Source organism: Kitasatospora sp. NPDC086801 (genome assembly GCF_044745805.1).
GTDB lineage: Bacteria > Actinomycetota > Actinomycetes > Streptomycetales > Streptomycetaceae > Kitasatospora.
On the sequence record NZ_JBIVAX010000014.1, the window covers coordinates 137,731 to 162,898 of the forward strand.

At 74.1% G+C, this 25,168-nt stretch carries 10 protein-coding genes; 5 read left to right on the plus strand and 5 right to left on the minus strand.

Annotated features, from left to right (window positions below; genetic code table 11):
- The first annotated feature begins 5 nt into the window (after positions 1-5).
- From ACIPLC_RS18090 to ACIPLC_RS18105, 4 genes are all read left to right on the plus strand, one after another.
- Positions 6-13,319, plus strand: coding sequence for an amino acid adenylation domain-containing protein (locus ACIPLC_RS18090; RefSeq protein ID WP_400473970.1), 13,314 nt, complete (start codon positions 6-8; stop codon positions 13,317-13,319).
- 6 nt (positions 13,320-13,325) lie between these two features.
- On the plus strand, positions 13,326-14,630 hold the full coding sequence (locus ACIPLC_RS18095) for an MFS transporter (protein ID WP_400473971.1): 1,305 nt from the start codon (positions 13,326-13,328) through the stop codon (positions 14,628-14,630).
- 80 nt (positions 14,631-14,710) lie between these two features.
- On the plus strand, positions 14,711-15,523 hold the full coding sequence (gene ddaH, locus ACIPLC_RS18100) for a dimethylargininase (RefSeq protein WP_400473972.1): 813 nt from the start codon (positions 14,711-14,713) through the stop codon (positions 15,521-15,523).
- 123 nt (positions 15,524-15,646) lie between these two features.
- Entirely contained in the window at positions 15,647-15,874 is a 228-nt protein-coding gene (locus ACIPLC_RS18105; protein WP_400473973.1) for a hypothetical protein, read from the plus strand.
- Positions 15,875-15,944: 70 nt separating this feature from the next.
- Here ACIPLC_RS18105 and ACIPLC_RS18110 read toward each other — a convergent pair whose 3' ends face one another.
- A complete protein-coding gene (locus ACIPLC_RS18110; RefSeq protein WP_400473974.1) occupies positions 15,945-19,145 on the minus strand; it encodes an AfsR/SARP family transcriptional regulator in 3,201 nt (1,066 codons plus the stop codon).
- Positions 19,146-19,397: 252 nt separating this feature from the next.
- On the opposite strand from ACIPLC_RS18110, the gene ACIPLC_RS18115 reads away from it, so the two are divergent.
- Positions 19,398-20,471: a hypothetical protein gene (locus ACIPLC_RS18115; protein WP_400473975.1), complete on the plus strand. Its 1,074-nt coding sequence runs from the start codon at positions 19,398-19,400 to the stop codon at positions 20,469-20,471.
- A 28-nt stretch (positions 20,472-20,499) separates the two neighbouring features.
- Here the strand turns inward: ACIPLC_RS18115 and ACIPLC_RS18120 are convergent, their stop codons facing one another.
- From ACIPLC_RS18120 to ACIPLC_RS18135, 4 genes are all read right to left on the minus strand, one after another.
- Complete coding sequence (locus ACIPLC_RS18120; protein ID WP_400473976.1) at positions 20,500-21,501, minus strand: 2-hydroxyacid dehydrogenase; 1,002 nt, start codon at positions 21,499-21,501, stop codon at positions 20,500-20,502.
- A 144-nt stretch (positions 21,502-21,645) separates the two neighbouring features.
- Positions 21,646-22,671: a 6-phosphofructokinase gene (locus ACIPLC_RS18125; RefSeq protein WP_400473977.1), complete on the minus strand. Its 1,026-nt coding sequence runs from the start codon at positions 22,669-22,671 to the stop codon at positions 21,646-21,648.
- Between the two features lie 355 nt (positions 22,672-23,026).
- Positions 23,027-23,755: a type 1 glutamine amidotransferase gene (locus ACIPLC_RS18130; protein ID WP_400473978.1), complete on the minus strand. Its 729-nt coding sequence runs from the start codon at positions 23,753-23,755 to the stop codon at positions 23,027-23,029.
- 55 nt (positions 23,756-23,810) lie between these two features.
- Complete coding sequence (locus tag ACIPLC_RS18135) at positions 23,811-25,073, minus strand: MurT ligase domain-containing protein (protein WP_350886666.1); 1,263 nt, start codon at positions 25,071-25,073, stop codon at positions 23,811-23,813.
- Positions 25,074-25,168: the final 95 nt, after the last annotated feature.

Here is a 25,168-nt window from a genome sequence, read left to right on the forward strand (position 1 = left end):
GCACCGTGATCCCGGTTTCGTACGCACAACAGCGTCTCTGGCTGATCGACCAGATCGAGGGGCCGACCGCGCTGTACAACCTTCCGTTCGCCCTGCGCCTGCGCGGCGAGCTCGACACCGCCGCGCTGCGCGCCGCGACGGTGGACGTGGTCGCCCGGCACGAGGCCCTGCGGACGGTGTTCCCGGTGACCGGGGGAGTCCCGGTGCAGCGGATCCTGCCGACCGAGGAGGCGCAGCCGCGCTTCCTGGTCGTGGACTGCGCACCGGACGACTACCCCGCCCGCCGGGACGCGGCCGCCGCCGAGACCTTCGAGCTGAGCCGCGAACTGCCCATCCGGGTCACGGTGTTCACTCTCGCCCCGACCGAGCACGTGCTGCTCGTCGTCCTGCACCACATCGCCGGCGACGGCTGGTCGCTCGGCCCGCTGCTGCGCGACCTCGCCACCGCCTACCGGGCCCGGCTCACCGGCCGCGCCCCCGACTGGGAGCCGCTGCCCGTCCAGTACGCCGACTACGCGCTCTGGCAGCGCGAACTGCTCGGCGACGAGCGAGACCCCGAGAGCCTGCTCGCCCGCCAACTCGACCACTGGCGAACCGCGTTGGCCGGTCTCCCGGAGGAACTGGAGCTGCCGACGGGCCGCCCCCGACCGCCCGCCCCCACCGGCGCCGCCGACTCGGTGGACCTCGCCTGGGGCGCCGACCTGCACACCGCCCTGCTCGACCTCGCCCGGACGCACCGCACCACCCTGTTCACCGTGCTCCAGGCCGGCCTGGCCGCACTGTTCACCAGGCTCGGCGCCGGCACCGACATCCCGCTCGGCACCGGCCTCGCCGGCCGCGCCGACGAGGCCCTGGACGAGCTGGTCGGCTTCTTCGTCAACTCGCTGGTACTGCGCGCCGACACTTCCGGCGACCCGAGCTTCACCGAACTGCTCGGCCGGGTCCGGGAGGCCCAGCTCGACGCCTTCGCCCACCAGGACGTCCCCTTCGAGCGCCTCGTCGAGGAGCTCAACCCGTCCCGCGCGCTCGGCCGCCACCCGCTGTTCCAGACCCTGCTGGTCCTGCAGAACCACGGGCAGGAGGCCGAACTCGCGCTGCCCGGGGTGGAGTCCGCACCCGAGCCGATCGGCCTGCGGGTCGCCAAGTTCGACCTCAACATCGGCATCGCCGAACGCCACGGCCCCGACGGCGCGCCCGCCGGGCTCACCGGCTCGATCGAGTACGCCGCCGACCTCTACGACCACACCACCGTCGCCGCCCTGGCCACCCGGCTCGGCCTGCTCCTGACCGCCGCCGCCGCCGACCCGCACGCCCCCATCGGCACCATCGACGTCCTCACCCCCGAGGAGCGCACCCGCATCCTCACCGAGTGGAACGCCACCGACGCCCCGCACCGGCCCGGCACCCTGGCCGAGTCCTTCGAACGCCAGGCCGACCTCACCCCGCACGCCACCGCCCTCGCCCACGACGGCGGCACCCTCGACTACGCCGAACTCGACGCCCGGGCCAACCGCCTCGCGCACCACCTGATCTCCCTCGGCGTCGGCACCGAGACCCCCGTCGCGATGCTGATGGAGCGCTCCGTCGAGGTCGTCGTCGCCACCCTGGCGATCCTCAAGGCCGGCGGCTGCTACGTGCCCATGCACCCCGGCCTGCCGCCCGAGCGGATGACCGACGTGCTGGCCGACACCGGCGCCCCCGTACTGCTCACCGACCGCGCCGACCCCGGCTTCCCGCACGAGGCCGTGGTGGTCCGCCCCGGCGACGAGGCCGACGCCCCCGCCCACCGCCCCGGCACGCCCGTCCACCCGGACCAGCTCGCCTACGCGATGTACACCTCCGGCTCCACCGGCCGCCCCAAGGGCGTCGCCGTCCGCCACCGCGACGTCCTCGACCTCGCCGCCGACCGGCGCTGGCGGGACGGCCGGCACGAGCGGGTCCTGCTGCACTCCCCGCACGCCTTCGACGCCGCCACCTACGAGATCTGGACGCCCCTGCTGTCCGGCGGCACCGTCGTGGTCGCCCCGCCCGGCGCCCTCGACGCCACCGCCCTGCACGCCGTCGCCACCCGCCACGACGTCACCGCCGTGTTCCTCACCAAGGCCCTGTTCGACCTCGTCGCCGAGCAGGCCCCGCAGACCTTCGCCGCCCTGCGGGTGGTCTGCACCGGAGGCGAGGCCGCCTCCGGCACCCTGCTGCGGCGCGTCCTGGACGCCTGCCCCGACCTGCTGCTCGCCCACGTCTACGGGCCCACCGAGACCACCACCTTCGCGACCCACCACCCGCTCACCCCCGCCGACCTCGACGGGCCCCGGGTGCCGATCGGCCGCCCGCTCGACAACATGCGCAGCCACGTCCTCGACGCCCGGCTGCGCCCCGTCCCGCCCGGCGTCCCGGGAGAGCTGTACATCGCCGGCGCCGGCCTGGCCCGGGGCTACCTGAACCGGCCGGGGCTGACCGCGGAGCGCTTCGTCGCCTGCCCGTACGCGCCCGGGGAGCGGATGTACCGCACCGGCGACCTCGTGCGGCTGCGCGCCGACGGTGCCGTGGAGTTCCTCGGCCGGATCGACGGCCAGGTCAAACTGCGCGGCTTCCGGATCGAACTCGGCGAGATCGAGGCGGCGCTCTCCCGCCACCCCGCCGTGCGCCAGGTCATCGTGATCGCCCGTGAGGACCGCCCCGGCGACACCCGGCTGGTCGCCTACTGCACCGCCGACACCTCGCTCACCCCGGCCGAGCTGCGCACCTTCGCCGGCACCACGCTGCCCGGCTACATGGTCCCCTCCGCCGTCGTCCTGCTCGACGCCCTGCCGCTCAACGCCAACGGCAAGGTCGACCGCCGGGCCCTGCCCGCCCCGGACGTCGCCGCCGACGGCACCGGCCGCACCCCCCGCGACGAGCGCGAACGGGCGCTGTGCGAACTCTTCGGCGACCTGCTCGGCATCGACGACATCACCATCGACGACGACTTCTTCGCCCTCGGCGGCCACTCGCTGCTCGCCACCCGCCTCACCGGGCGGGCCCGCGCCGAACTCGGCATCGAACTCGCCATCGGCGACCTCTTCCAGGCCCCCACCGTCGCCGGGCTCACCGACCGGCTCGCCGACCGCCCGGCCGACACGCCCGCCCCGGCCCGTCCGGCGCTGCGGCCCGGCCCCCGGCCCGACCGGGTGCCGCTCTCCTTCGCCCAGCGCCGCCTCTGGTTCCTGGCCCAGGCCGAGGGCCCCGCCGCCACCTACAACGTGACCCTCGCCCTGCGGCTGCGCGGCCCGCTCGACCCCGCCGCCCTGGCGGACGCCCTCGGCGACACCGTCCGGCGGCACGAGGCCCTGCGCACCGTCTTCGGGGAACACGACGGTGTCCCGTACCAGCGCGTCCTCGACGGGCCGACCGCGCCGCTGCTCACCACCACCGACCGCCCGGTGGACGAACTCGCCCGGCACACCTTCGACCTGGCCGCCGACCTGCCCGTGCACGCCTACCTGCGGCCCGAGGGCCCGGACGAGCACGTGCTGGTCCTCGTCCTGCACCACATCGCCGGGGACGGCGCCTCGCTCGGCCCGCTGTACCACGACCTCGCCGACGCCTACCGGGCCCGGCTCACCGGCCGCGCCCCCGACTGGGAGCCGCTGCCCGTCCAGTACGCCGACCACGCGCTCTGGCAGCGCGAACTGCTCGGCGACGAGGACGACCCGCAGAGCCTGGCCGCCCGCCAACTCGCCTACTGGCGCGACGCGCTGGCCGACCTGCCGGAGGAGCTTCCGCTGCCCGCGGACCGCTCCCGGCCGCCGGTCGCCACCCACCGCGGCACCGTCGTCCCGCTGGAGCTCGACGCCGAACTGCACGCCCGCCTCGGCGAGCTCGCCACCCAGCACGGCGCGACCCTGTTCATGGTCCTCCAGGCCGCCTACGCCACCCTGCTGCACCGCTTCGGCGCCGGCACCGACCTGCCGATCGGCACCCCGGTGGCCGGCCGCCTCGACGAGGCCGTCACCGACCTGGTCGGCTACTTCGCCAACACCCTGGTGCTGCGCACCGACCTCTCCGGCCGGCCGAGCTTCGCCGAACTGCTGCGCCGCGTCCGGGACACCGACCTCGCGGCCTACGAGCACCAGGACACGCCGTTCGAGTCGCTGGTGGAGGAGCTGAACCCGGCCCGGTCGCTGGCCCGCCACCCCCTGTTCCAGGTGATGCTGGCCTTCGCCGGCACCCCCGAGGACGGGCCGGACCTGCCCGGCATCACCGTGACCGAGGAGCCGGTCGACTTCGGCACCGCGACCTTCGACCTCACCCTCAGCCTGGTCGAGCGGCTCGCCGCCGACGGCTCCCGGGCCGGGCTCAGCGGCGGCCTGGAGTACGCGACCGACCTGTTCGACCGGGAGACGGTCCGGCGGCTCGCCACCGCCCTGGAGCTGATCCTGCGCCAGGCGGTCGAGGACCCCGAGCGCCCGGTCGCCGCCCTGGAGGTGCTCGGCGAGGCAGAGCGGCACACGCTCGCCGGGTGGAACGACACGGCGCTGCCGGACGCCGGCACGCCCTACCTGACGGTGTTCGAGGAGCAGGTCGCGCGCACCCCCGGGGCCGTCGCCCTGGTCTGCGGCCCCGAGTCGCTGACCTTCGCGGAGCTGAACGCCCGGGCCAACCGGCTGGCCCGCGCCCTCGCCGACGAGGGCGCCGGACCGGACACCGTGGTCGCCCTCGCCCTGCCGCGCTCCGTGGAGTCGGTGGTCGCCACGCTGGCGACGCTGAAGGCCGGTGCGGCCTTCCTGCCCCTGGACCCGGAGTACCCGGCGGAGCGGATCGCCTACATGCTGGCCGACTCCGCCCCGGCGGTCGTGCTCACCGACCACCGCTGGCCGCTCGCCGAGTCGCTGGACGGACGCACCGTGCTGCTCGTCGACGAGGCGCTGCGGGCCTCCCGCGACGCCCACGACCTGCCCGGCACCGCCCACCCGGGGCACGCCGCCTACGTCATCTACACCTCCGGCTCCACCGGCAGGCCCAAGGGCGTCGTGGTCTCCTGCGGCAACTTCGCCAATCTGCTGGCCTTCCACCGCACCGAGACCGCGGCCGCCGTCGAGCGTGCCCGGCCGGGCCGCCGGCTGACGGTCGCGCTCACCGCCTCGCTGTCCTTCGACGCCTCCCTGGAGGGCTTCCTCTGGCTCGCGGGCGGGCACGAGCTGCACCTGATCGGCGACGACGTGCGCCGCGACGCCGCCGCGCTGGTGCGCCACGCCGAGCGCACCGGGATCGACGTCCTCGACCTCACCCCCACCTACGCGGACCAGCTGATCGAGGAGGGACTGCTCACCCGCTGCCCGCCGGCCCTGCTGCTGCTCGGCGGCGAGGCCACCGGCCAGGCCCTGTGGACCACCCTGCGGGACGCTCCGGACCTGATCGCGTACAACCTGTACGGCCCGACCGAGTGCACCGTCGACGCCCTGTACCACCGCCTCGCCGACAGCGAGCGCCCGTTGATCGGCCACCCCCTCGGCAACCTCCGCGCCTATGTGCTGGACGGGGGGTTGAACCCGGTGCCGGCCGGGGTGCCCGGTGAGTTGTACCTGTCGGGGGCGGGTCTGGCCCGGGGTTACCTGAACCGTCCTGGTCTGACCGCGGAACGGTTCGTGGCCTGCCCGTTCGAAGTCGGCGGCAGGATGTACCGCACCGGCGACCTGGTGCGCCGTTCCCGCGACGGCGGGCTGGAGTACCTGGGCCGCACCGACCACCAGGTCAAGATCCGCGGCTTCCGGATCGAACTCGGCGAGATCGAGACCGCGCTGACCGCACACCCCGAGGTGCTCCAGGCGGCGGTGCTGCCGTACGAGCAGGGCCCGGGCGGGGCGCGACTGGTCGCCTACCTGGTCGGCGCCTCCTCGCTGGAGCCCGCCGAGCTGCGCGCCCTGGTCGCGGCCGAGTTGCCCGCCCACATGGTGCCGGCCGCCTTCGTCCGGCTGGACGCGCTGCCGCTCAACGCCAACGGCAAGCTGGACCGCACCGCCCTCCCGGCGCCGGACTTCGCGGAGTCCGCCGGTGGCGGTCGGGCGGCGCGGACGGCGGAGGAGGAGATCCTCTGCGGGGTGTTCGCCGAGGTCCTCGGTGTCGAACGGGTGGGCGTCGACGACGACTTCTTCGTGCTCGGTGGTCATTCCCTGCTGGCGACGCGGTTGTTGAGCCGGGTGCGGTCGGTGCTGGGGGTGGAGTTGGGGGTGCGGGATGTGTTCGAGGCGCCGACGGTGGCGGGGCTCGCGGCCCGTTCGGGCGCGGTGGCCGGTCGGCCGGTGCTGTCGGCGGAGGTGGAGCGTCCGGAGCGGGTGCCGCTGTCGTTCGCGCAGCGGCGGTTGTGGCTGATCGACCGGATGGAGGGCCCCAGCGCGCTCTACAACGTGCCGGTCGCGCTGCGGCTGGACGGCGAGCTGGAGGTGGCGGCGCTGGAGGCGGCGCTGGGCGACGTGGTGGCGCGGCACGAGAGCCTGCGCACGCTCGTGGTCGAGGCGGACGGTGAGCCGTACCAGCGGATCCTGCCGCCCGACGAGGCCCGGATCGCCGTCGAACGCCGGGACTGCCCGGCCGACGCGCTGGCCGCCGCCGTGGACGAGGAATCCCGCCGCCCCTTCGACCTGGCGGCCGAACCCCCCTTCCGCGCGACCCTCCTGAGGGTGGCCGAGGAGAGCCACGTGCTGCTCCTGGTGCTGCACCACATCGTCAGCGACGGCTGGTCGATGGGTCCGCTGCTGCGGGATCTGTCGATGGCGTACGCGGTGCGGTCCGGTGGCGAGGTGCCGGTGGTGGAGGCGCTGCCCGTCCAGTACGCGGACTACGCGCTCTGGCAGCGCCGGCTGCTGGGGGAGGAGGCGGACGCGAACAGCCTGCTGTCGAGGCAACTCGAATACTGGCGTGGGATGTTGGCGGAACTTCCAGAAGAACTGGTGTTGCCGGTGGATCGTCCGCGTGGTGTGGCGGCGTCGCACCGGGGTGATCGGGTGGTGCTGCCGCTGGGTGTCGATCTGCATCGCGGGTTGGTGGGGTTGTCGCGTGCGCATCGGGTGACGTTGTTCATGACGGTGCAGGCGGCGTTGGCGGCACTGCTGACCAGGCTGGGTGCGGGCACGGATGTGCCGATCGGCACGGTGGTGGCCGGGCGCTCGGACGAGGCGCTGGACGAGCTGGTCGGGTTCTTCGTCAACACGCTGGTGTTGCGCACCGATACGGCGGGTGACCCGAGCTTCGCCGAACTTCTGGGCCGGGTACGGGAGGTGGACCTGGGGGCGTTCGGCCACCAGGACGTGCCGTTCGAGCGCCTGGTGGAGGAGCTGAACCCGGTCCGCTCGCTGGCCCGCCACCCGCTGTTCCAGGTGATGCTCGTCCTGCAGAGCAACGAGGACGCCGAACTGGAACTGCCCGGCCTGCGCGTCGAGGCACTGCCGGCGGGCACCGGGGTCGCCAAGTTCGACCTCAACGTGATCATGGAGGAGGTCTACGACGCGGACGGCGAGCCCGCCGGGATCGACTGTGCGATCGACTTCGCGACGGATCTGTTCGACCGGGAGACGGTGGAGTCGTTGGCCGGGCGGTTCGGGCGGTTCTTGCGGGCTGTGGTGGAGAGCCCGGAACTGCCGGTCGGCCGGGTGGAGTTGCTGGCGGCGGAGGAGCGGGGCGCGTTGCTGGGTGGCGGGTTCACGCCGCTGCCGTCGCGGGTGCCGCTGGTGCCGGCGGTGTTCGAGGAGCAGGCCGCGCGGATGCCGGAGGCGGTGGCCCTCGTCTGCGGCTCGGAGCGTCTGACGTTCGCCGAGTTGAATCTGCGGGCGAATCGGCTGGCGCACCGGTTGATCGCTGCGGGGGTGGGGCCGGAGTCCGGTGTGGCGCTGGCGTTGCCGCGTTCGATGGAGTCGGTGGTGGGCCTGCTGGCGGTGCTCAAGGCCGGCGGGGTGTATCTGCCGCTGGACGCCGAGTACCCCGCCGACCGCACCGCCCGCACACTCGCCGACGCGCAGCCCGTCCTCGTCCTCACCGACGACCGCTGGCCGCACCCGGAGCTGCTGACCGGCCTGCCCGTGGTCGAGGCGGGCGACGCGGCCGGTCCGGAGTCGAACCCCGCCGCGCGGGCCTCGGCCGGGGACGCGGCGTATGTGATCCACACGTCGGGTTCGACGGGTCGGCCGAAGGGTGTGGTGGTGTCGCACGGGAGCCTGGCCGGGTTGTTGGCGGCGCACCGTGCCGGTGTGATGGCGAGCCGGGAGCGGTCGCGGGTGGCGTTGACGGCTTCGTTGTGCTTCGACGCGTCGTGGGACGGCCTGTTGTGGCTGGTGGCCGGGCATGAGTTGCACCTGGTCGGTGACGAGGTGCGCCGGGATGCGACGGCGCTGGTGCGTCACGTCGGGGAGCGCGGTATCGGGGTGCTGGAGGTGACGCCGTCCTTCGCCGAACAGCTGGTGGAGGAGGGGCTGTTGGCCGCGCCGGCGTCGGCGCCGGGGTTGCTGTTGCTCGGTGGTGAGGCGGTGGGTCAGGCGTTGTGGTCGCGGCTGCGGGAGGCTCCGGCGACGGAGGCGTACAACTTGTACGGGCCGACGGAGGCGACGGTGGACACGCTCGTTCATCCGCTGGCCGCGACGGTGCGGCCGGTGCTGGGCGGCACGGTCGCCGGGACCCGCGCCTATGTGCTGGACGGGGGGTTGTACCCGGTGCCGGCCGGGGTGCCCGGTGAGTTGTACCTGTCGGGGGCGGGTCTGGCCCGGGGGTACCTGAACCGTCCGGGGTTGACCGCTGAGCGGTTCGTGGCCTGCCCGTTCGAGCCCGGTGAGCGGATGTACCGCACCGGTGACCTGGTGCGCCGTTCCCGCGACGGCGGGCTGGAGTACCTGGGCCGCACCGACCAGCAGGTCAAGATCCGTGGCTTCCGGATCGAACTCGGCGAGATTGAACAGGTGTTGGTCCGCCACGACGCCGTCCGCCAGGTCGTCGTCACCACCCGGGAGAGCGACGGCGGTGACCGCCGGCTGGTGGCCTACTGCGCGGTGACCGGGCAGACTCCGGGACTCGCCCTCGACCTGCGGGAGTTCGTCGCCCGGGCGCTGCCCGGCTACATGGTGCCGGCCGCCGTCGTCCCGCTCGCCGCGCTGCCGCTCACCGGCAGCGGCAAGCTCGACCACCGGGCCCTGCCCGCACCGGACTTCACGGAGTTCGCGATGGGTGGCCGGGCGGCACGGACGGCGCAGGAGGAGATCCTCTGCGGGCTGTTCGCCGAGGTCCTGGGGATCACCCGGGTCGGCATCGACGACGACTTCTTCGCACTCGGTGGTCATTCCCTGCTGGCGACGCGGTTGTTGAGCCGGGTGCGGTCGGTGCTGGGGGTGGAGTTGGGGGTGCGGGATGTGTTCGAGGCGCCGACGGTGGCGGGGCTCGCGGCCCGTTCGGGCGCGGTGGCCGGTCGGCCGGTGCTGTCGGCGGAGGTGGAGCGTCCGGAGCGGGTGCCGTTGTCCTTCGCGCAGCGGCGGTTGTGGCTGATCGACCGGATGGAGGGCCCGAGCGGGCTCTACAACCTCCCCGTGGTGCTAAGGCTGGGCGGCGAGTTGGACGTGGCGGCGCTGGAGGCGGCGCTGGATGACGTGGTGGCGCGGCACGAGAGCCTGCGCACGCTCGTGGTCGAGGCGGACGGTGAGCCGTACCAGCGGATCCTGTCGCCCGACGAGGCCCGGATCGCCGTCGAGGTCCTGCCCGTGGGCACCGACCCCGAGAGCTGCGTCGACCGGCCGTTCGACCTGTCCGGCGACCTGCCCGTTCGCGCCCAGGTGATCCCGGGCGGGCCCGACGGAGACCTCCTGGTGCTGGTGCTGCACCACATCGCCGGTGACGGCTGGTCGATGGGCCCGTTGTTGCGGGATCTGTCGGTGGCGTACGGGGCGCGGTGTGGTGGTGAGGTGCCGGTGGTGGAGGCGCTGCCGGTGCAGTACGCGGACTACGCGCTCTGGCAGCGCGGGTTGTTGGGGGAGGAGGCGGACGCGAACAGCCTGCTGTCGAGGCAACTCGAATACTGGCGTGGGGCGTTGGGTGGTCTTCCGGAGGAGTTGGTGTTGCCGGTGGATCGTCCGCGTGGTGTGGCGGCGTCGCATCGGGGTGATCGGGTGGTGTTGCCGCTGGGTGTCGATCTGCATCGCGGGTTGGTGGGGTTGTCGCGTGCGCATCGGGTGACGTTGTTCATGACGGTGCAGGCGGCGTTGGCGGCACTGCTGACCAGGCTGGGTGCGGGCACGGATGTGCCGATCGGCACGGTGGTGGCCGGGCGCTCGGACGAGGCGCTGGACGAGCTGGTCGGGTTCTTCGTCAACACGCTGGTGTTGCGCACCGATACGGCGGGTGACCCGAGCTTCGCCGAACTTCTGGGCCGGGTGCGGGAGGTGGACCTGGGGGCGTTCGGCCACCAGGACGTGCCGTTCGAGCGTCTGGTGGAGGAGCTGAACCCGGCGCGGTCGCTGGCCCGTCACCCGCTGTTCCAGGTGATGCTGCTGCTGGAAGGCGACCGGGCGGCCTCGGCGCCGCTCACCCTCGGCGCTCTGCCCGCCACCGTGCAGTCGACGGCCGGAGCGGTGGCCAAGTTCGATCTGAGCATCGGCATGGGCGAGAGCTTCGACGAGGACGGCGAGCCCGCCGGCCTGGAGTGTGCGATCGACTTCGCGACGGATCTGTTCGACCGGGAGACGGTGGAGTCGTTGGCCGTGCGGTTCGGGCGGTTGTTGCGGGCTGTGGTGGAGAGCCCGGAACTGCCGGTCGGCCGGGTGGAGTTGCTGACGGTGGAGGAGCGGGGCGCGTTGCTGGGTGGCGGGTTCACGCCGCTGCCGTCGCGGGTGCCGCTGGTGCCGGCGGTGTTCGAGGAGCAGGCCGCGCGGATGCCGGAGGCGGTGGCCCTCGTCTGCGGCTCGGAGCGTCTGACGTTCGCCGAGTTGAATCTGCGGGCGAATCGGCTGGCGCACCGGTTGATCGCTGCGGGGGTGGGGCCGGAGTCGGTGGTGGCGCTGGCGTTGCCGCGTTCGGTGGAGTCGGTGGTGGGCCTGCTGGCGGTGCTCAAGGCCGGCGGGGTGTATCTGCCGCTGGACGCCGAGTACCCCGTCGACCGCACCGCCGACATCCTGGCGGACTCCCGTCCGTCGCTGGTGCTGACCGACCCGCAGTGGCCGTTGCCCGAGGTCCTGGCGGGCCTGCGGACGCTGGACGTCACCGAGGACGGCCCCGGCCCCGAGAGCGACCCTGCCCCCCGCATCACCGCGCAGGACGCGGCGTATGTGATCCACACGTCGGGTTCGACGGGTCGGCCGAAGGGTGTGGTGGTGTCGCACGGGAGCCTGGCCGGGTTGTTGGCGGCGCACCGTGCCGGTGTGATGGCGGGCCGGGAGCGGTCGCGGGTGGCGTTGACGGCTTCGTTGTGCTTCGACGCGTCGTGGGACGGCCTGTTGTGGCTGGTGGCCGGGCATGAGTTGCACCTGGTCGGTGACGAGGTGCGCCGGGATGCGACGGCGCTGGTGCGTCACGTCGGGGAGCGCGGTATCGGCGTGCTGGAGGTGACGCCGTCCTTCGCCGAACAGCTGGTGGAGGAGGGGCTGTTGGCCGCGCCGACGTCGGCGCCCGAGCTGTTGCTGCTCGGTGGTGAGGCGGTGGGTCAGGCGTTGTGGTCGCGGCTGCGGGAGGCTCCGGCGACGGAGGCGTACAACTTGTACGGGCCGACGGAGGCGACGGTGGACACGCTCGTTCATCCGCTGGCCGCGACGGTGCGGCCGGTGCTGGGCGGCACGGTCGCCGGGACCCGCGCCTATGTGCTGGACGGGGGGTTGAACCCGGTGCCGGCCGGGGTGCCCGGTGAGTTGTACCTGTCGGGGGCGGGTCTGGCCCGGGGGTACCTGAACCGTCCGGGGTTGACCGCTGAGCGGTTCGTGGCCTGCCCGTTCGAGCCCGGTGAGCGGATGTACCGCACCGGTGACCTGGTGCGCCGTTCCCGCGACGGCGAGCTGGAGTACCTGGGCCGCACCGACCAGCAGGTCAAGATCCGTGGCTTCCGGATCGAACTCGGCGAGATCGAAGAGGTCTTGAGGCGGCACCCCCAGGTGTCCGCGGCCGTCGTCCGCCCGGTCGAGGACCGGGCGGCGGGCACCCGTCTGGTCGCCTACGCGGTGACCGACGGCCGACTGGACCAGGCCGACCTGCGGGCCTTCGCCGGCGGGTTCCTGCCCGGCTACATGGTGCCGGCCGCCGTCGTCCCGCTCGCCGCGCTGCCGCTCACCGGCAGCGGCAAGCTCGACCACCGGGCCCTGCCCGCACCGGACTTCGCCGAGCTCGCCCGGGGCCGCGCGCCGCGCACCGAACCGGAGCGGGTCCTCTGCGGGCTGTTCGCCGAGGTCCTGGGGATCGCCGGGGTCGGCGTCGACGACGACTTCTTCGCGCTCGGCGGTCACTCCCTGCTCGCGATGAAGCTGCTCGCCCGGATCCGCACCGCCCTCGGCGCCGACCTCGGGATGCGCGCGCTGTTCGAGGCCCCGACCGTCGCGGGACTCGCCGGCCGGCTCGATGCCGGGCCGGCTGCCGACGCCCTGGACGTGCTGCTGCCACTGCGCACCGGTGGTGGCCTGGCCCCGCTGTTCTGCGTCCACCCGGCCGCCGGCATCAGCTGGGTCTACTCCGGCCTGCTGCCGCACCTCGGGGCCGACCGGCCGGTCTACGGTCTCCAGGCCCGCGGCCTGCGCGGGGAGGCACCGGCGAGCGTCGCGGAGATCGCCGAGGACTACGTGCGGCAGATCCGGGCGGTGTGGCCGTCCGGCCCGTACCACCTGCTCGGCTGGTCCTTCGGGGCGGTCGTCGCGCAGGAGATGGCCGTCCGGCTCCAGGCCGAGGGCGCACGGGTCGGTGTGCTCGCCCTGCTCGACGGCGCACCGGTCACCGGTCACGGTCCGGAGGCCGCCGACGGGTCGGAGGAGGACGAACCCTTCGACGCCCTGGCCGAGTTGCTGTTGTCGCTGGGTTACGACCCGGAGGCCGGACGCGGCCAGGCCGAGCTGGCCGCCGTCCTGGGGGACGCCGCCACCGAACTGCCCGGCGTGTTCGAGCGGCACCGCAAACTCATGGCCGAGCACGTGCCCGGCCGCTACCGGGGCGACGCCGTCTTCTTCGGCGCGACCCTCGACAAACCCGCCGACTGGCCCTACGAGCGGTCCTGGCGGCCGTACCTGGACGGCCGGATCGAGCCCCACCGCCTCGCCTGCGCGCACGGCGAGCTGACCCGTCCGGAACCCCTCGCACGGATCGCCTCCGTGCTCGCCGAGAAGCTTGGAGAGTGACCCGCGATGTCCGTCACCACCCCCGCCACGGCTCCGCCGGAGCCGTCCCGCAGCCGCTGGGGGCTGTGGGCACAGGCCGACTTCCGTCGGCTCTGGATCGGTGAGACCACCAGCGGCCTCGGCACGGCGGTCGGCAACGTGGCGCTGGCACTGGTGGCCGTCGTCACCCTGGACGCCAGCCCGCTCGCGGTCGGCCTGCTGACCGCCTCGGCCTGGCTGCCCTGGCTCTTCCTCGGCCTGCCGGCCGGTGCCTGGGTGGACCGCTGGCCCAAGCTGCGGGTGATGCTGGTCTGCGACCTGCTGCTGCTCGCCCTGTTCGTCAGCGTGCCGGTGGCCGGCTGGCTCGGTGTGCTGACCATGGCCCAACTGGTGCTGGTGGCCCTGCTGACCGGCGGGGTGAAGGTGTTCTTCTCCACCGCGTACGGGGCGGTGCTCCCGTCGCTGGTGGCCAAGGAGGACGTGCTGGAGGCGAACGTCAAGCTGCGCTCCGGGGAGTCGGCGGTGGAGATCGCCGGTCCCGGTGCGGCCGGCCTGCTGTCGCAGGTCTTCGGCGCGACCAGCGGACTGCTCGCCGACGCGGTGAGCTACCTCGTCTCGGCGGTCTGCGTGGCCCGGATCACCGTGGTGGAGCAGCCTCCGCCGCCGTCGCAGCGGCGGGGCATCCTGAAGGAGATCGGCGAGGGCGTGGGCTTCCTGGCCCGCGACCCGTACCTGCGGACGCTGGCCTGCTTCGGGGCGGTCGGCAACCTCGGGCTGAACGGCATCCAGGCCGTCCAGACGGTCTTCCTGGTGCGCAGCGTCGGCATCGAACCCGGCGAGGTGGGCCTGGTGTTCGCGGTGGTGAGCATCGGCGGGCTGGCCGGCGCGGCGGTGGCCGGGCGGGTGGCCCGGCGGCTGGGCAGCGCCCGCGGGCTGCTGCTGTGCGAGCTGGTGGTCGCGCCCTTCATCTTCCTGCTGCCGATGGCCGGCGACCAGTTGCCGCTCGCGGTCAGCGCGCTCGCGTGGTCGGTGGCCGTCTGCGGCGTCGTGGCCGGGAACGTGCTGGCCGGCAGCTTCTACCAGTCCTACTGCCCGCCCGCGATGATCGGGCGGATCAGGGCCAGCGCCTCGACGGTCAACTACAGCGCGATCCCCCTCGGCGCCCTGCTCGGCGGCTGGCTCGGCGAGGTGCTGGGCCCGCGCACCACGATCTGGATCATGGCGGCCGTGCTGCTGTCCGCGGGCGCCGTGCTGCTGGCGAGCCCGCTGCGCGCAATGCGCGACTTCCCGGCGCGCCCCGCGCACGACGCGCGGCCCGAGCCTGCCGTCTGACCCCGCACGCCCCGCCCCGCCCCGCCCTGACCCGACCGCTCGCCCGCCCCGCCCGCCCCCTCACCCCGGAGCCCCTCCCGATGACCCGCACCGCCCGCCCGCGCCACTACCTGATGTGCCGTCCGACCCACTTCGACGTCACCTACGCGATCAACCCGTGGATGGACCCCGCCAAACCGGTGGATACCCAGCTCGCCGTCGCCCAGTGGGAGCGGCTGTACGCCCTCTACGGCGAGCTCGGCCACCGGGTCGACCTGATCGACCCGATCCCGGGCCTGCCCGACATGGTCTACGCGGCCAACGGCGCCACCGTGGTGGACGGCAAGGTGCTCGGGGCGCGCTTCCGCAACGCCGAGCGGGCCGCCGAGGGCCCGGCCTACCTGGAGTGGTTCCGCGCCCGGGGCTTCGAGACGCGCGATCCGGAGCACGTCAACGAGGGCGAGGGGGACCTGCTGCTGACCGCGGGCTCCGTGCTGGCCGGGCGGGGCTTCCGCAGCACGCCGGCCGGCCACGCGGAGGCCCAGGAGTTCTTCGGGCGGCCGGTGGTCGGCCTGGAGCTGGTCGACCCGCGCTACTACCACCTGGACACCGCGCTCGCCGTGCTGGACGGCGACGAGATCATGTACCACCCGGAGGCCTTCTCGGCCGACAGCCGGGCCGCCCTGCGCCGGCTGTTCCCGGACGCCCTGCTGGTGGACGGCGCCGACGCGGCGGTGTTCGGCCTCAACGCCGTGAGCGACGGCCTGCACGTGGTGCTGCCGGAGGCGGCCGTCGGCCTGGCCGCGCGGCTGCGCGGGCGCGGATTCCGGCCGATCGGGATGGACCTCAGCGAACTGCTCAAGGGCGGTGGCAGCGTGAAGTGCTGCACCCTGGAGATCCGCGCGGCGGCCTGAGCGGGCGGCAGTGATCACCGGTGCTCGGTTGTAGATCCGCCGTTGACCGCTCCCGGCCAGACTGGTGCCACACCACGACGGAAGCCCTTCCCGCCAGGGAAGCGAGTCAAGGGAGCACCTGAGATGACGCAGCGTCCGGCCACCACCCGCACCCACCTCCGGCTGCTCACGGTCGGCCTCGGGGTGGTCGTCGCCCTGGGGGCCGGCCTCTCCGCCACGGTTGCCGTGGCGGAGACGGCCGGCACCGGGACGGCGACGGTGGTGCGCGGCGACGCGACGCCGACGCCCACCCCCACCCCCGCCAGCACCGGGCGCGGCAGCTCCAGCGACTGGAACAGCACCGGCTCCTGAGCACCCCGGGCGCCAGAGCCCAACGACATCGGGCGCAGGATCGATTCTTCAGAAGCCCGTCAGAAGCCCGTCAGCGGCCCGGCCCGCGGCTCGTCACCGCCCCCCGCCCACCGCCCCGACGCCCATCCGGGACAGACGGGACAGACGGGACAGACGGGATGGACGGGATGGACGGGACGGACGAGGCCGAAGACGCCAACGAGGCCGAAGACGCCGAAGAGGCCGACCCCTCCCCCCGGGGCAGCAGCTCCGCCACCTCCGCCGCCTCCGGCAGCCCCAGCCGGACGAAGATCCGGTGCGCCTCCCGCAGCCGGCCCCACGCCTCGGCCTCCCGCCCGAGGTCCGCCAGCGTCCGGCCCAGCACCACCAGCGCCTGGCCCTGGTCCCGCTCGGCACCCAGCTCCTCGCACAGCACCAGCGCCTGCCCGGCGTGCTCCAGCGCCTCGTCCGCCCGGCCCAGTGAGCGCAGACTGTCCGCCATCCGGTAGCGGGCGTGCGCGGCCCGGGCCCGCAGACCGGCCACCGAGGCCACCGTCAGGCACTCGCCGAACCAGGTGACCGCCTCCGCGTGCCGCCCCAGCCCGTGCAGCGCCAGCCCCAGCACGTACAGCGTGTACGCCCGGCCCGGATCGTCGTGCCGGGTGCGCAGCTCGGCCAGCGCCTCGTGGCAGATCGGCACGGCCTCGGCGGCTCGCCCGCTGCGCACCCGGGCCAGCGCGGCGTTCACCGTCGTCACCAGCGCCCCGGAGCGGTGGCCGAGTTCGCGGGCCAGCAGCAGCGCCTCGTCGTAGTGCCCGACGGCCTCGTCGTAGCGGCTGAGGAACTGGCAGACCAGGCCGAGGTCGTTCAGCGCCTGGCGCAGGATCACCGTGTCGCCCGCCGCGCGGGAGGCGGCGACCGCCAGCCGGGAGGCCGCTTCCGCCTCCTCCAGCCGGGTGGCGGCCAGGGCGACGTTGCCGCGGAGGAAGTGCGCCCGGCCAGCTGCCCGGTGGTCGGCGCGATGGGTCGCGGCGGCGGCCAGGGCCTCCGCGGTACTGGTGAGCTGGCGGCTGGGCGGGGCGAGGACGAACGGCGTGAGCGCGATCAGCAGGTCGATCGCGGCGCGCAAGGCGTCCGGTGCCGCGCCGTCGGCCGGGGCGGGCGGGGCGGACGCCTCGTCGTCCGCGACGGTCCAGCCCGCCACCTGGGCGGCGAGTGCGATCGCCCCGGAGCCCTCCGCCTCGGCCCAGGCCCGGGCGCCGTCCGGGCCGCCGAGGTCCACGCCCGGGCCGCGGGCGGGCCCGAGGGTGCCGGCGGCCGGATCTCCGGGGACGGCGTGCTGGAAGGCCGCGCACGCGGTGGCCAGCAGGTGGTCCAGCAGCCGGTCGCGGGCCTCCACGGCCGCTCCCGGGTGGTCCGGCCGCCGCCGGGCGAAGGAACGCAGCAGGTCGTGGTAGCGGTAGCGGCCGGGGAACGGCGACTCCATCATCGCCACGTCCACCAGGGCCTCCAGCAGGTCCTCGGCGTCGTACTCGTCCAGGTCCAGCAGGGCGGCCGCGGCGGGCAGCCCGATGTCCGGGCCGTCCACCGAGGCGGCCAGCCGGAACGCCCGGGCCTGGGCGGGTGTCAACTGGCGGTAGCTCAGTTCGAAGGCGGCCTCCACCGCCAGGTCGCCGATCCGCAGCTCGTCGATGCGCCGCCGCTCGACCGCCAGCCGGCGGCCCAGCGTCTGGACCGTCCAGCTCGGCCGGGCGGCCAGCCGGGCCGCCACGATCCGCACCGCGAGCGGCAGGTGGCCGCAGACGAGCAGCAGTTCCCGGGCGGCCTCCGGCTCGGCGGCCAGCCGCTCGGCGCCGATGGTGCGGCCCAGCAGTTCGAGTGCCTCCGCCGGCTCGAACACGCCCAGGTCGGCCTGCACGGACGCGGGCAGGCCGGAGAGGCGGGTGCGGCTGGTGGTGAGCACGGCGCAGCCGACCGCGCCCGGCAGCAGGGGCCTGATCTGCGCGGTGTCGTGGACGTTGTCGAGCACCAGCAGCAGCCGCCGGCCGTCGACCACCGAGCGGAACAGCGCCGAGCGGGCGTCCAGCCCCTCCGGCACCGCGTCGGCCGGCACGCCGAGCGTCACCAGGAAGCCGCTGAGCACCGCCTCCGGGTCGGCCGGGGTGGTGTCGGCGCCCCGCAGGTCGACGTAGAGCTGCCCGTCGGGGTAGGAGTCGCGGACCCGGTGGGCGACGTGCAGGGCCAGCGCGGTCTTGCCGACCCCGCCCATGCCGACCACGGTCGCGATCACCAGCGCCTGCTGGCCCGGGGCGCCGAGGGCCTCGCCCAGCCGCTCGACCAGGACGGTCCGGCCGGTGAAGTCCGCCGCATCAGGGGGCAGTTGGGCTGGTCTGGGCGTCGTCGTGGTGGTGCCGGCAGGGGCGGCGGGCGCACCCGTCACCGCGGGGTCGTCCGGCGGATCCTGCGCCTCGGGCCCGGGCGCGGCGGGCCGCGCCGGGCCGGAGAGGAGCGCGGCGGCCGGCGCCGGGGCGGCGAGCAACGGGTCGCCCTCCAGGATCCGCCGGTGCAACTGGTCCAGCTCCGCGCCGGGCTCCACCCCCAGCTCGTCCAGGAACAGCTGACGCACGCTCCGGTACACCGCCAGCGCGTCCGCCTGCCGTCCCGCCTGGTACAGCGCGCGCATCAGCAGCCCGTACGCCTGCTCGTGCAGCGGGTGCTCGGTGGTCAACGAGGTCAGTTCCGGGATGCACCGGGAGAAGCGGCCCAGCGTCAGGTCCAGGGCGATCCGCTCCTCCAGCAGGGTCAGCCGGAGCTCCTGCAACCGCTGTCGTTGCCGCTGCGCGAACGGGCCGGGGATGCCGGCCAACGGCTCGCCCTGCCACAGCTCCAGCGCCTGGTTCAGCAGGTCACGCGCCTGCTGCGGCTGTCCTGCGGCGGCCGTGCGCTCGGCCTGCGCCGCCAGTTCCTCCCCCTGCGCCGCGTCCACGGAGTGCTTGGGCAGCACCAGCCGGTAGCCGTCCCCGACCGAGGTCAGCACGGTCGGCGCGTCCGGCCCGTCGCCGTGCAGGATCTTGCGCCACCGCCACGCGTACGTGCGCACCGTCGTCACCGCGGTGCTCGGCGGCTCCTCACCCCACAGGGCGTCGATCAGGTCCGTGGCGCTCGCGCCGTGTCCCGGCCGGAGCAGCAGCACCGCCAGCATCGCCTGTTGCTGGGGACTGCCCACCTTCAGCACGGTCGTGCCGCGCTGCGCCCGCATCAATCCCAGCACCGAGAACCGGAAATCACCCATTCGTGCACCTGCCCGCATCATGTGCCCGCCCCCGCCCACGCACGCGCCTGCCCCCCGATTGATGAGTCCCTATCAACCCACGTGACCCGCCAGGCTGTCGAGAGATCGTCGACCCCGCAGTGATCCGGTATTGATCGTGCACCGCCACAATCACTGGTAGCCCCAGCCGTCGGCCCGGTTCGACCCGCCGGGCCCGCCACACCCCCGGGTCGCTGCCCGGGCGACCACCACAGTTCTCGGAGGCCGACGCCAGTGAACACCGACCTGCTCTACCGGTTGCTCGACGTCGACCCGGTCGCCGGACCGGTCGAACTGCTCCGCCGCGCCCGCGGCGCCCGCGACCTCCCGTACCTGGTGCTCGCCGCGCTCGTCCGGGAGGACGTCCGGATGGGCGAGCACGCCCGCGCCGAACTGCGGCGCGCCCGCGACCGGGCCGACTGCTACGCCAGGGTCGCCCGCGACCTCGCCGACGCCACCGGGGTGCGCCCGATCCGCGACCTCCCGCTGGCCGGCTACTACCCGTCCGACCTGCCCCGGCCGCTGGGCGAGCTCACCCTCGTCAGCCCCACCGAGGCCGCGCTCTGGCAGGCCGTCAGCCGGCTGGCCACCGCGCACCCGGTGGAGTCCGTGGAGGTCACCCTGCTCGGCGAACGCCCCCGGCACACCTCCGTCACCCTGCGCTGGCCGGCCGAGGACCCGCTGCTCGACCCCTGGTACCAGGTCCGGCTCGGAACCGCTGCGCTCACCGGTGACCTCGCCACCGTTCCGGTCCGGCCCTACCTGGCCGCCGACGACCACGTCGAGTGCCTGATCGCCCTCGCGGAGGAGGGGCTCGGCCGCACCTTCCGGGCGGGTGACGTGCTCGACGTGGCCCGCCTGGATCGGCAGCCCTTCGAACCCGTCGAGACCGCCGCCGTGGTCGCCGCCTACCGGCTCGCCCCGGAGGCCGTCGCGCTGCTCGACCTCGCCGCCGAGCACGTGCCGCTGGGCTCCCTGGGGGGCGTGCGCACCGCGCTGGAGGCCGAGGTCGCCCCCGAACTCCGCCGCCGCGAGTCCCTCGCCCGCCCGCTCCGGCCTCGGTACGGCACCCTGCTGCGCCGCCCCGTCATCCGGCACCAGTGGGACGAGGCCCGCCTGCTCCCGGCCGGAGCCGCCACCTTGCTGCTCACCCCGGTCGCCGACTTCCTGCTCGCCCCGGAGGGCGTCCGGCCGACGCCGCCCGCACGGGCCGCCGCCCTCGCCGCCCTGCGGGCCTGGGACGCGACGGCCCCCGGCGCCCTGGACGCGGCCCCCTGCGCCCGCCTGCCGGAATCGAGGCACGGCTGAGCACGACGCCGCCCGTTCGAACCGTGGGTCAGCTGCGGGTGGCGGGGACGAGGGTGTTCTCGTTGGTGCGGCCGGCGGCGTAGTCGTCGATGTTGCGGGTGGTGGCGTCGATGATCTGGCCGACGGCGGTGTGGGTGAAGTAGGCCTGGTGGCTGGTGACGAGGACCTGGGGGAAGGTGACGAGGCGGGCGAGGACGTCGTCGGTGATGCCTTCGATGGAGCGGTCGGTGAAGAAGACGCCGGTCTCCTCCTCGTAGACGTCGAGGCCGACGCCGGAGAGGCGGCCGGCGCGCAGGGTCTCGACGAGGGCGGCGCTGTCGATCAGGCCGCCGCGGCTGGAGTTGACGAGGATCGCGTCGTCCTTCATCCGGGCCAGCGCGGCGGCGTCGATCAGGTGGTGGGTGGCCGGCAGCAGGGGCACGTGCAGGCTCACCAGGTCGGCGCGGGAGAGGAGTTCGGGCAGTTCGGTGTAGTGCATGCCGAGGTCGAGGCAGGCGGGGTTGGGAGCGATGTCCCAGCCGAGGAGCTCGGTGCCGAAGCCGGCCGCGATCCGGGCGAAGCACTCGCCGATCTTGCCGGTGCCGATCACGCCGACGGTCATCCCGTGCACGTCCCGCCCGAGCAGCCCGTCCAGCCGGAAGTCGAACTCGCGGCTGCGCCCGGCGGCCCGGACGATCCGGCGGTTGACGGCCAGGGCCAGCGTCCAGGCGTGTTCGGCGACGGCGAAGGGGCTGTAGTGGGAGACCCGGGCGACGGTGAGGCCGAGTTCGGCGGCGGCGTCGAGGTCGATGTTGTTGAAGCCGGTGGAGCGTTGGGCGATCAGCTTGGTGCCGCCGGCGGCGAGGACGGCGAGGGTCTCGGCGTCCAGGACGGCGTTGACGCTGCTGCTGACGGCGGGGTAGCCGGCGGCGAGCGGGGCGGTGTCGCGGTTGAGGAACATGCTCAGGCAGCGCAGCCCGTGCCGGCCGGCGAAGGCCTGTTCCAGCAACGGTCGTTCGTCGGCCTGCACCCCGTACGCGAGGATCTCCATCGGCTGCCCTTCCGCGAGTGGTCCGCTCCACCGGCCACGCTAGCGGGGCCGCCGCCGGGGCGCCCGTCGGACGTCCGAGGGCCCCGGACCGCTGCCGGTCCGGGGCCCTCGACGTGGCGGGGCCCTCGACGTGGCGGGGGGAGGTCAGATGACCGTCTCCGCCTCCAGGTAGCGCTCCTGCGGGACGGTCTTCAGCTCGGCGACCGCCTCGGCGATCGGCACCAGGTTGATGTTGGTGCCCTGCAGCGCGGTGATGTGCCCGAAGGCGCCCTTGTGGACGGCCTCGACGGCGTGCCAGCCGAAGCGGGTGGCGAGCACCCGGTCGTACGCGGTCGGGGTGCCGCCGCGCTGGGTGTGGCCGAGGATCACCGGGCGGGCCTCCTTGCCGAGCCGGTGCTCCAGCTCGCGGGAGAGCTGGGTGGCGATGCCGGTGAACCGCTCGTGGCCGTAGATGTCCTTGGTGCCCTCTTCCCAGTGCATGGTGCCGGGCTCGGGCTTGGCGCCCTCGGCGCAGACCACGATGGCGAACTTCTTCTGCCGGTCGAAGCGTTCGCGCACGACGGCGGTCAGCTTGTCGATGTGGAACGGCCGCTCCGGGACGACGATGGCGTGCGCGCCGGCCGCCATGCCCGCGTTGAGCGCGATCCAGCCGGTGTGCCGGCCCATGACCTCGACGACCATGACCCGCTGGTGGGATTCGGCGGTGGTCTTCAGCCGGTCCAGCGCCTCGGTGGCGACCGAGACGGCGGTGTCGAAGCCGAAGGTGACGTCGGTGGAGGCGATGTCGTTGTCGATGGTCTTCGGGACCCCGACCACCGGCAGTCCGGCGTCGCTCATCAGCTTGGCGGCCTTCAGGGTGCCCTCGCCGCCGATCGGGATCACCGCGTCGATGCCGAGGTCCGCGCACAGCTGCTTGGCGCGCTCGACGCCGTCGCGCAGGTGGCTGGGCTGGACCCGGGACGAGCCGAGGATCGTGCCGCCCTGGGCCAGGATGCCGCTCACCGAGTCGAGGGTGAGCGGCCGGTGGACGCCCTCCAGAAGACCGCGCCAGCCGTCCTGGAAACCGATGATCTCGTCGCCGTGGTCGACCACCCCCCGGTGGACCACGGAACGGATCACCGCGTTCAGGCCGGGGCAGTCACCGCCGCTGGTCAGCACTCCGATACGCATTAGCTTTGCAACTCCCGAGCAGAACCGAGGAACGGCCGGACTACAGGCTGGGACGACGAGCCGTCACCGTAGCGGGGCGCTCCCACGCCGGAGTGGCAGGGAGGTGGCCGCGGGGTGAAGGACCGGCCGATCCGGACGGAACGCCCGAAAACGGCCGCGAAGTCGAGCATACGGCCCCTGGTCCGGCCGGGCAGGAGCCGACGCGGGAGCGGCGCCGTCGGCGCCCCCGCGCGGAAGTGCAGCCTGCTGCCGAGGAGGGTGTGCAGTAGGCAGCCCCATTGTGGTACGTCCGGGGCCGCCCCTGGGCCGGGTGACCGCATCGCGGGCACCCGGGCGTCGGGGGCGTACGGACGTACTACGCGGGGCGCGTCGTGGCGGCGATGCGCTCGGCGCGCAGCGCGTCGTACCAGGTGGTGTCGGCCGGCGGCAGGGCGTTGACGTCCAGCGCCAGCTTGATCAGCATGTCGGCCACGGCGGGGTTGCGGGCCAGCACCGGGCCGTGCAGGTAGGTGCCGAACACGGTGTCCCGCCAGGCGCCCTCGGTGCCGTCGCCGGTGCCGTTGCCCCGGCCCGCGACCACGGTGGCCATCGGCTGGACGCCCTGGCCGAGGTGGGTGACGCCCTGGTGGTTCTCGAAGCCGGTGAGCTGCGGCAGGCCGAGGCGCGGGTTGACGTCGGCGAGGACGTCGCCGACGCAGCGGGCGCCCTCGCCGCGGGTGGTCCAGACGTCGAGCAGGCCGAGGCCCGGCTCGCGCTCGCCGAGGTCGTTGACGAACTCGTGGCCCATGATCTGGAAGCCCGCGCAGACGCCGAAGATGATCGCGCCGTTCTCGGACGCCCGGATCAGGCCGCTGTCGTTGCGCAGCCGCTCGGCGGCGAGCCGCTGCGGACGGTCCTCACCGCCGCCGATCAGGTAGATGTCGCCGCTGGTGGGGACCGCCTGGTCGGACCGGACGTCGATCCGGGTCACGTTGAGATGGCGCTGGCGGGCCCGGCGCTCCACGACCAGGGCGTTGCCGCGGTCGCCGTAGGTGCTGAGCAGGTCCGGGTAGACCCAGACCACGCGCAGGCTGCTCTCACTCATCCTCGAAGGCCTTCCGTCACGATCAGTTGCGTCATCGGGGGCTGCAGGCGCGGCATCAGCCGGCCACGACCTTCCGCAGCTGCTGGAAGGCGGTGTAGTTGGCGATGGCCTCGATCCGGCCGGGCGGGGCCATCCGGACGGCCTGCTCCAGCGTGTCCACCACGTGGAACTGCAGTCCGGCGACCTCCAGGCGGACGGCCAGGTCCAGCTTGCGCTGCCCCATCACGAACACCGGGTGCCCGGCGAGGCGCTCGTAGTCGACGTCCCACAGCCAGGAGGTGTCGGTGCCGTCGGCGTCGAGCGCGTTGACGGACAGGATCACCGGCGCGGGCGGGCCGTCGATCAGCGAGAAGGTCTCCAGCCAGCCGGCCGGGTTCTTGGCCAGCAGCAGCCGGATGTCCCGGCCCTGGTACTGGACCACGTCGTAGCGTCCGGCCACGGCCGTGACCGAGCGCATCCGCTCCAGCGCGACCTGCGGGGAGACGCCGAACACGGCGGCGACGGCGGCCGAGCTGGTGGCGTTGGCCAGGTTGGCCCGGCCGGGCAGCTGGAGCTGGATCGGCCAGGCGCCGCGCTGCGGGTCGATCACGTGGGTGCCCTGGAGCGCCCAGTGCGGGTTGGGGCGCCGGAAGCCGCACTCCTGGCAGAACCAGTCGTCGCCGGGGCGCTGCATCACGCCGCCGCAGGCGGGGCAGGACCAGGCGTCCTCCTTCCAGGCCTGTCCGGCGGCCACCCAGACCACCTTCTTGCAGGAGGAGGCGGCCCAGGTCACCAGCGGGTCGTCGGCGTTGGCGATGACCACGGCCTCGGTGTCCTGAAGGCCCTCGCGCCACTTCTCGGCCATCATCCGGGTCTCGGCGGCCCGGTCGAGCTGGTCGCGGGAGAGGTTGAGCAGGGCGATCGCCTTGGGACGGGTGTCGCGGGCGACGCCCGCCAGGTACTTCTCGTCGACCTCGATCACGCCGAAGCGGGCGTCCGAGCCGCCGGCCAGGGCGGAGGTGATGCCGGCCGGCATGTTGGCGCCCAGGGCGTTGGAGACCACCGGGCCGGCGGCGCGCAGCGCCTCGGCGATCAGCCGGGTCGTGGTGGTCTTGCCGTTGGTGGCGCTGACCAGGACGACGTCGAGGTGGTCGGCGAGGGTGGCGAGCAGGTCGGGGTCGAGCCTCAGGGCGACCTTGCCGCCGATCACCGAGCCGCTTCCGCGTCCGGCCTTGCGGGACACGGCGGCGGCGACCCGACCGGCCGTGACCGCGATCTTGGCGCGGGCCGGCAGCGAGGCGTCGCGTGCGCCTGTGGGCTCCGATTCGGTGCCTGCCATGCTCAGTGGTTCCTCCTTGCTGCGGCACCACCCGGGTCCGGATAACGGGCCGTCGGGCGGCGGGGACGGGGCCAGCCTACCGACTCCGCCGCCCG

Excerpts from the sequence above, each read along its gene's own strand:
- ACIPLC_RS18095 (WP_400473971.1), top strand. The coding sequence starts at position 13,326 with ATGTCCGTCACCACCCCCGCCACGGCTCCGCCGGAGCCGTCCCGCAGC.
- ddaH (WP_400473972.1), top strand. The coding sequence starts at position 14,711 with ATGACCCGCACCGCCCGCCCGCGCCACTACCTGATGTGCCGTCCGACC.
- ACIPLC_RS18105 (WP_400473973.1), top strand. The coding sequence starts at position 15,647 with ATGACGCAGCGTCCGGCCACCACCCGCACCCACCTCCGGCTGCTCACG.
- ACIPLC_RS18110 (WP_400473974.1), bottom strand. The coding sequence starts at position 19,145 with ATGGGTGATTTCCGGTTCTCGGTGCTGGGATTGATGCGGGCGCAGCGC.
- ACIPLC_RS18120 (WP_400473976.1), bottom strand. The coding sequence starts at position 21,501 with ATGGAGATCCTCGCGTACGGGGTGCAGGCCGACGAACGACCGTTGCTG.
- ACIPLC_RS18125 (WP_400473977.1), bottom strand. The coding sequence starts at position 22,671 with ATGCGTATCGGAGTGCTGACCAGCGGCGGTGACTGCCCCGGCCTGAAC.
- ACIPLC_RS18130 (WP_400473978.1), bottom strand. The coding sequence starts at position 23,755 with ATGAGTGAGAGCAGCCTGCGCGTGGTCTGGGTCTACCCGGACCTGCTC.
- ACIPLC_RS18135 (WP_350886666.1), bottom strand. The coding sequence starts at position 25,073 with ATGGCAGGCACCGAATCGGAGCCCACAGGCGCACGCGACGCCTCGCTG.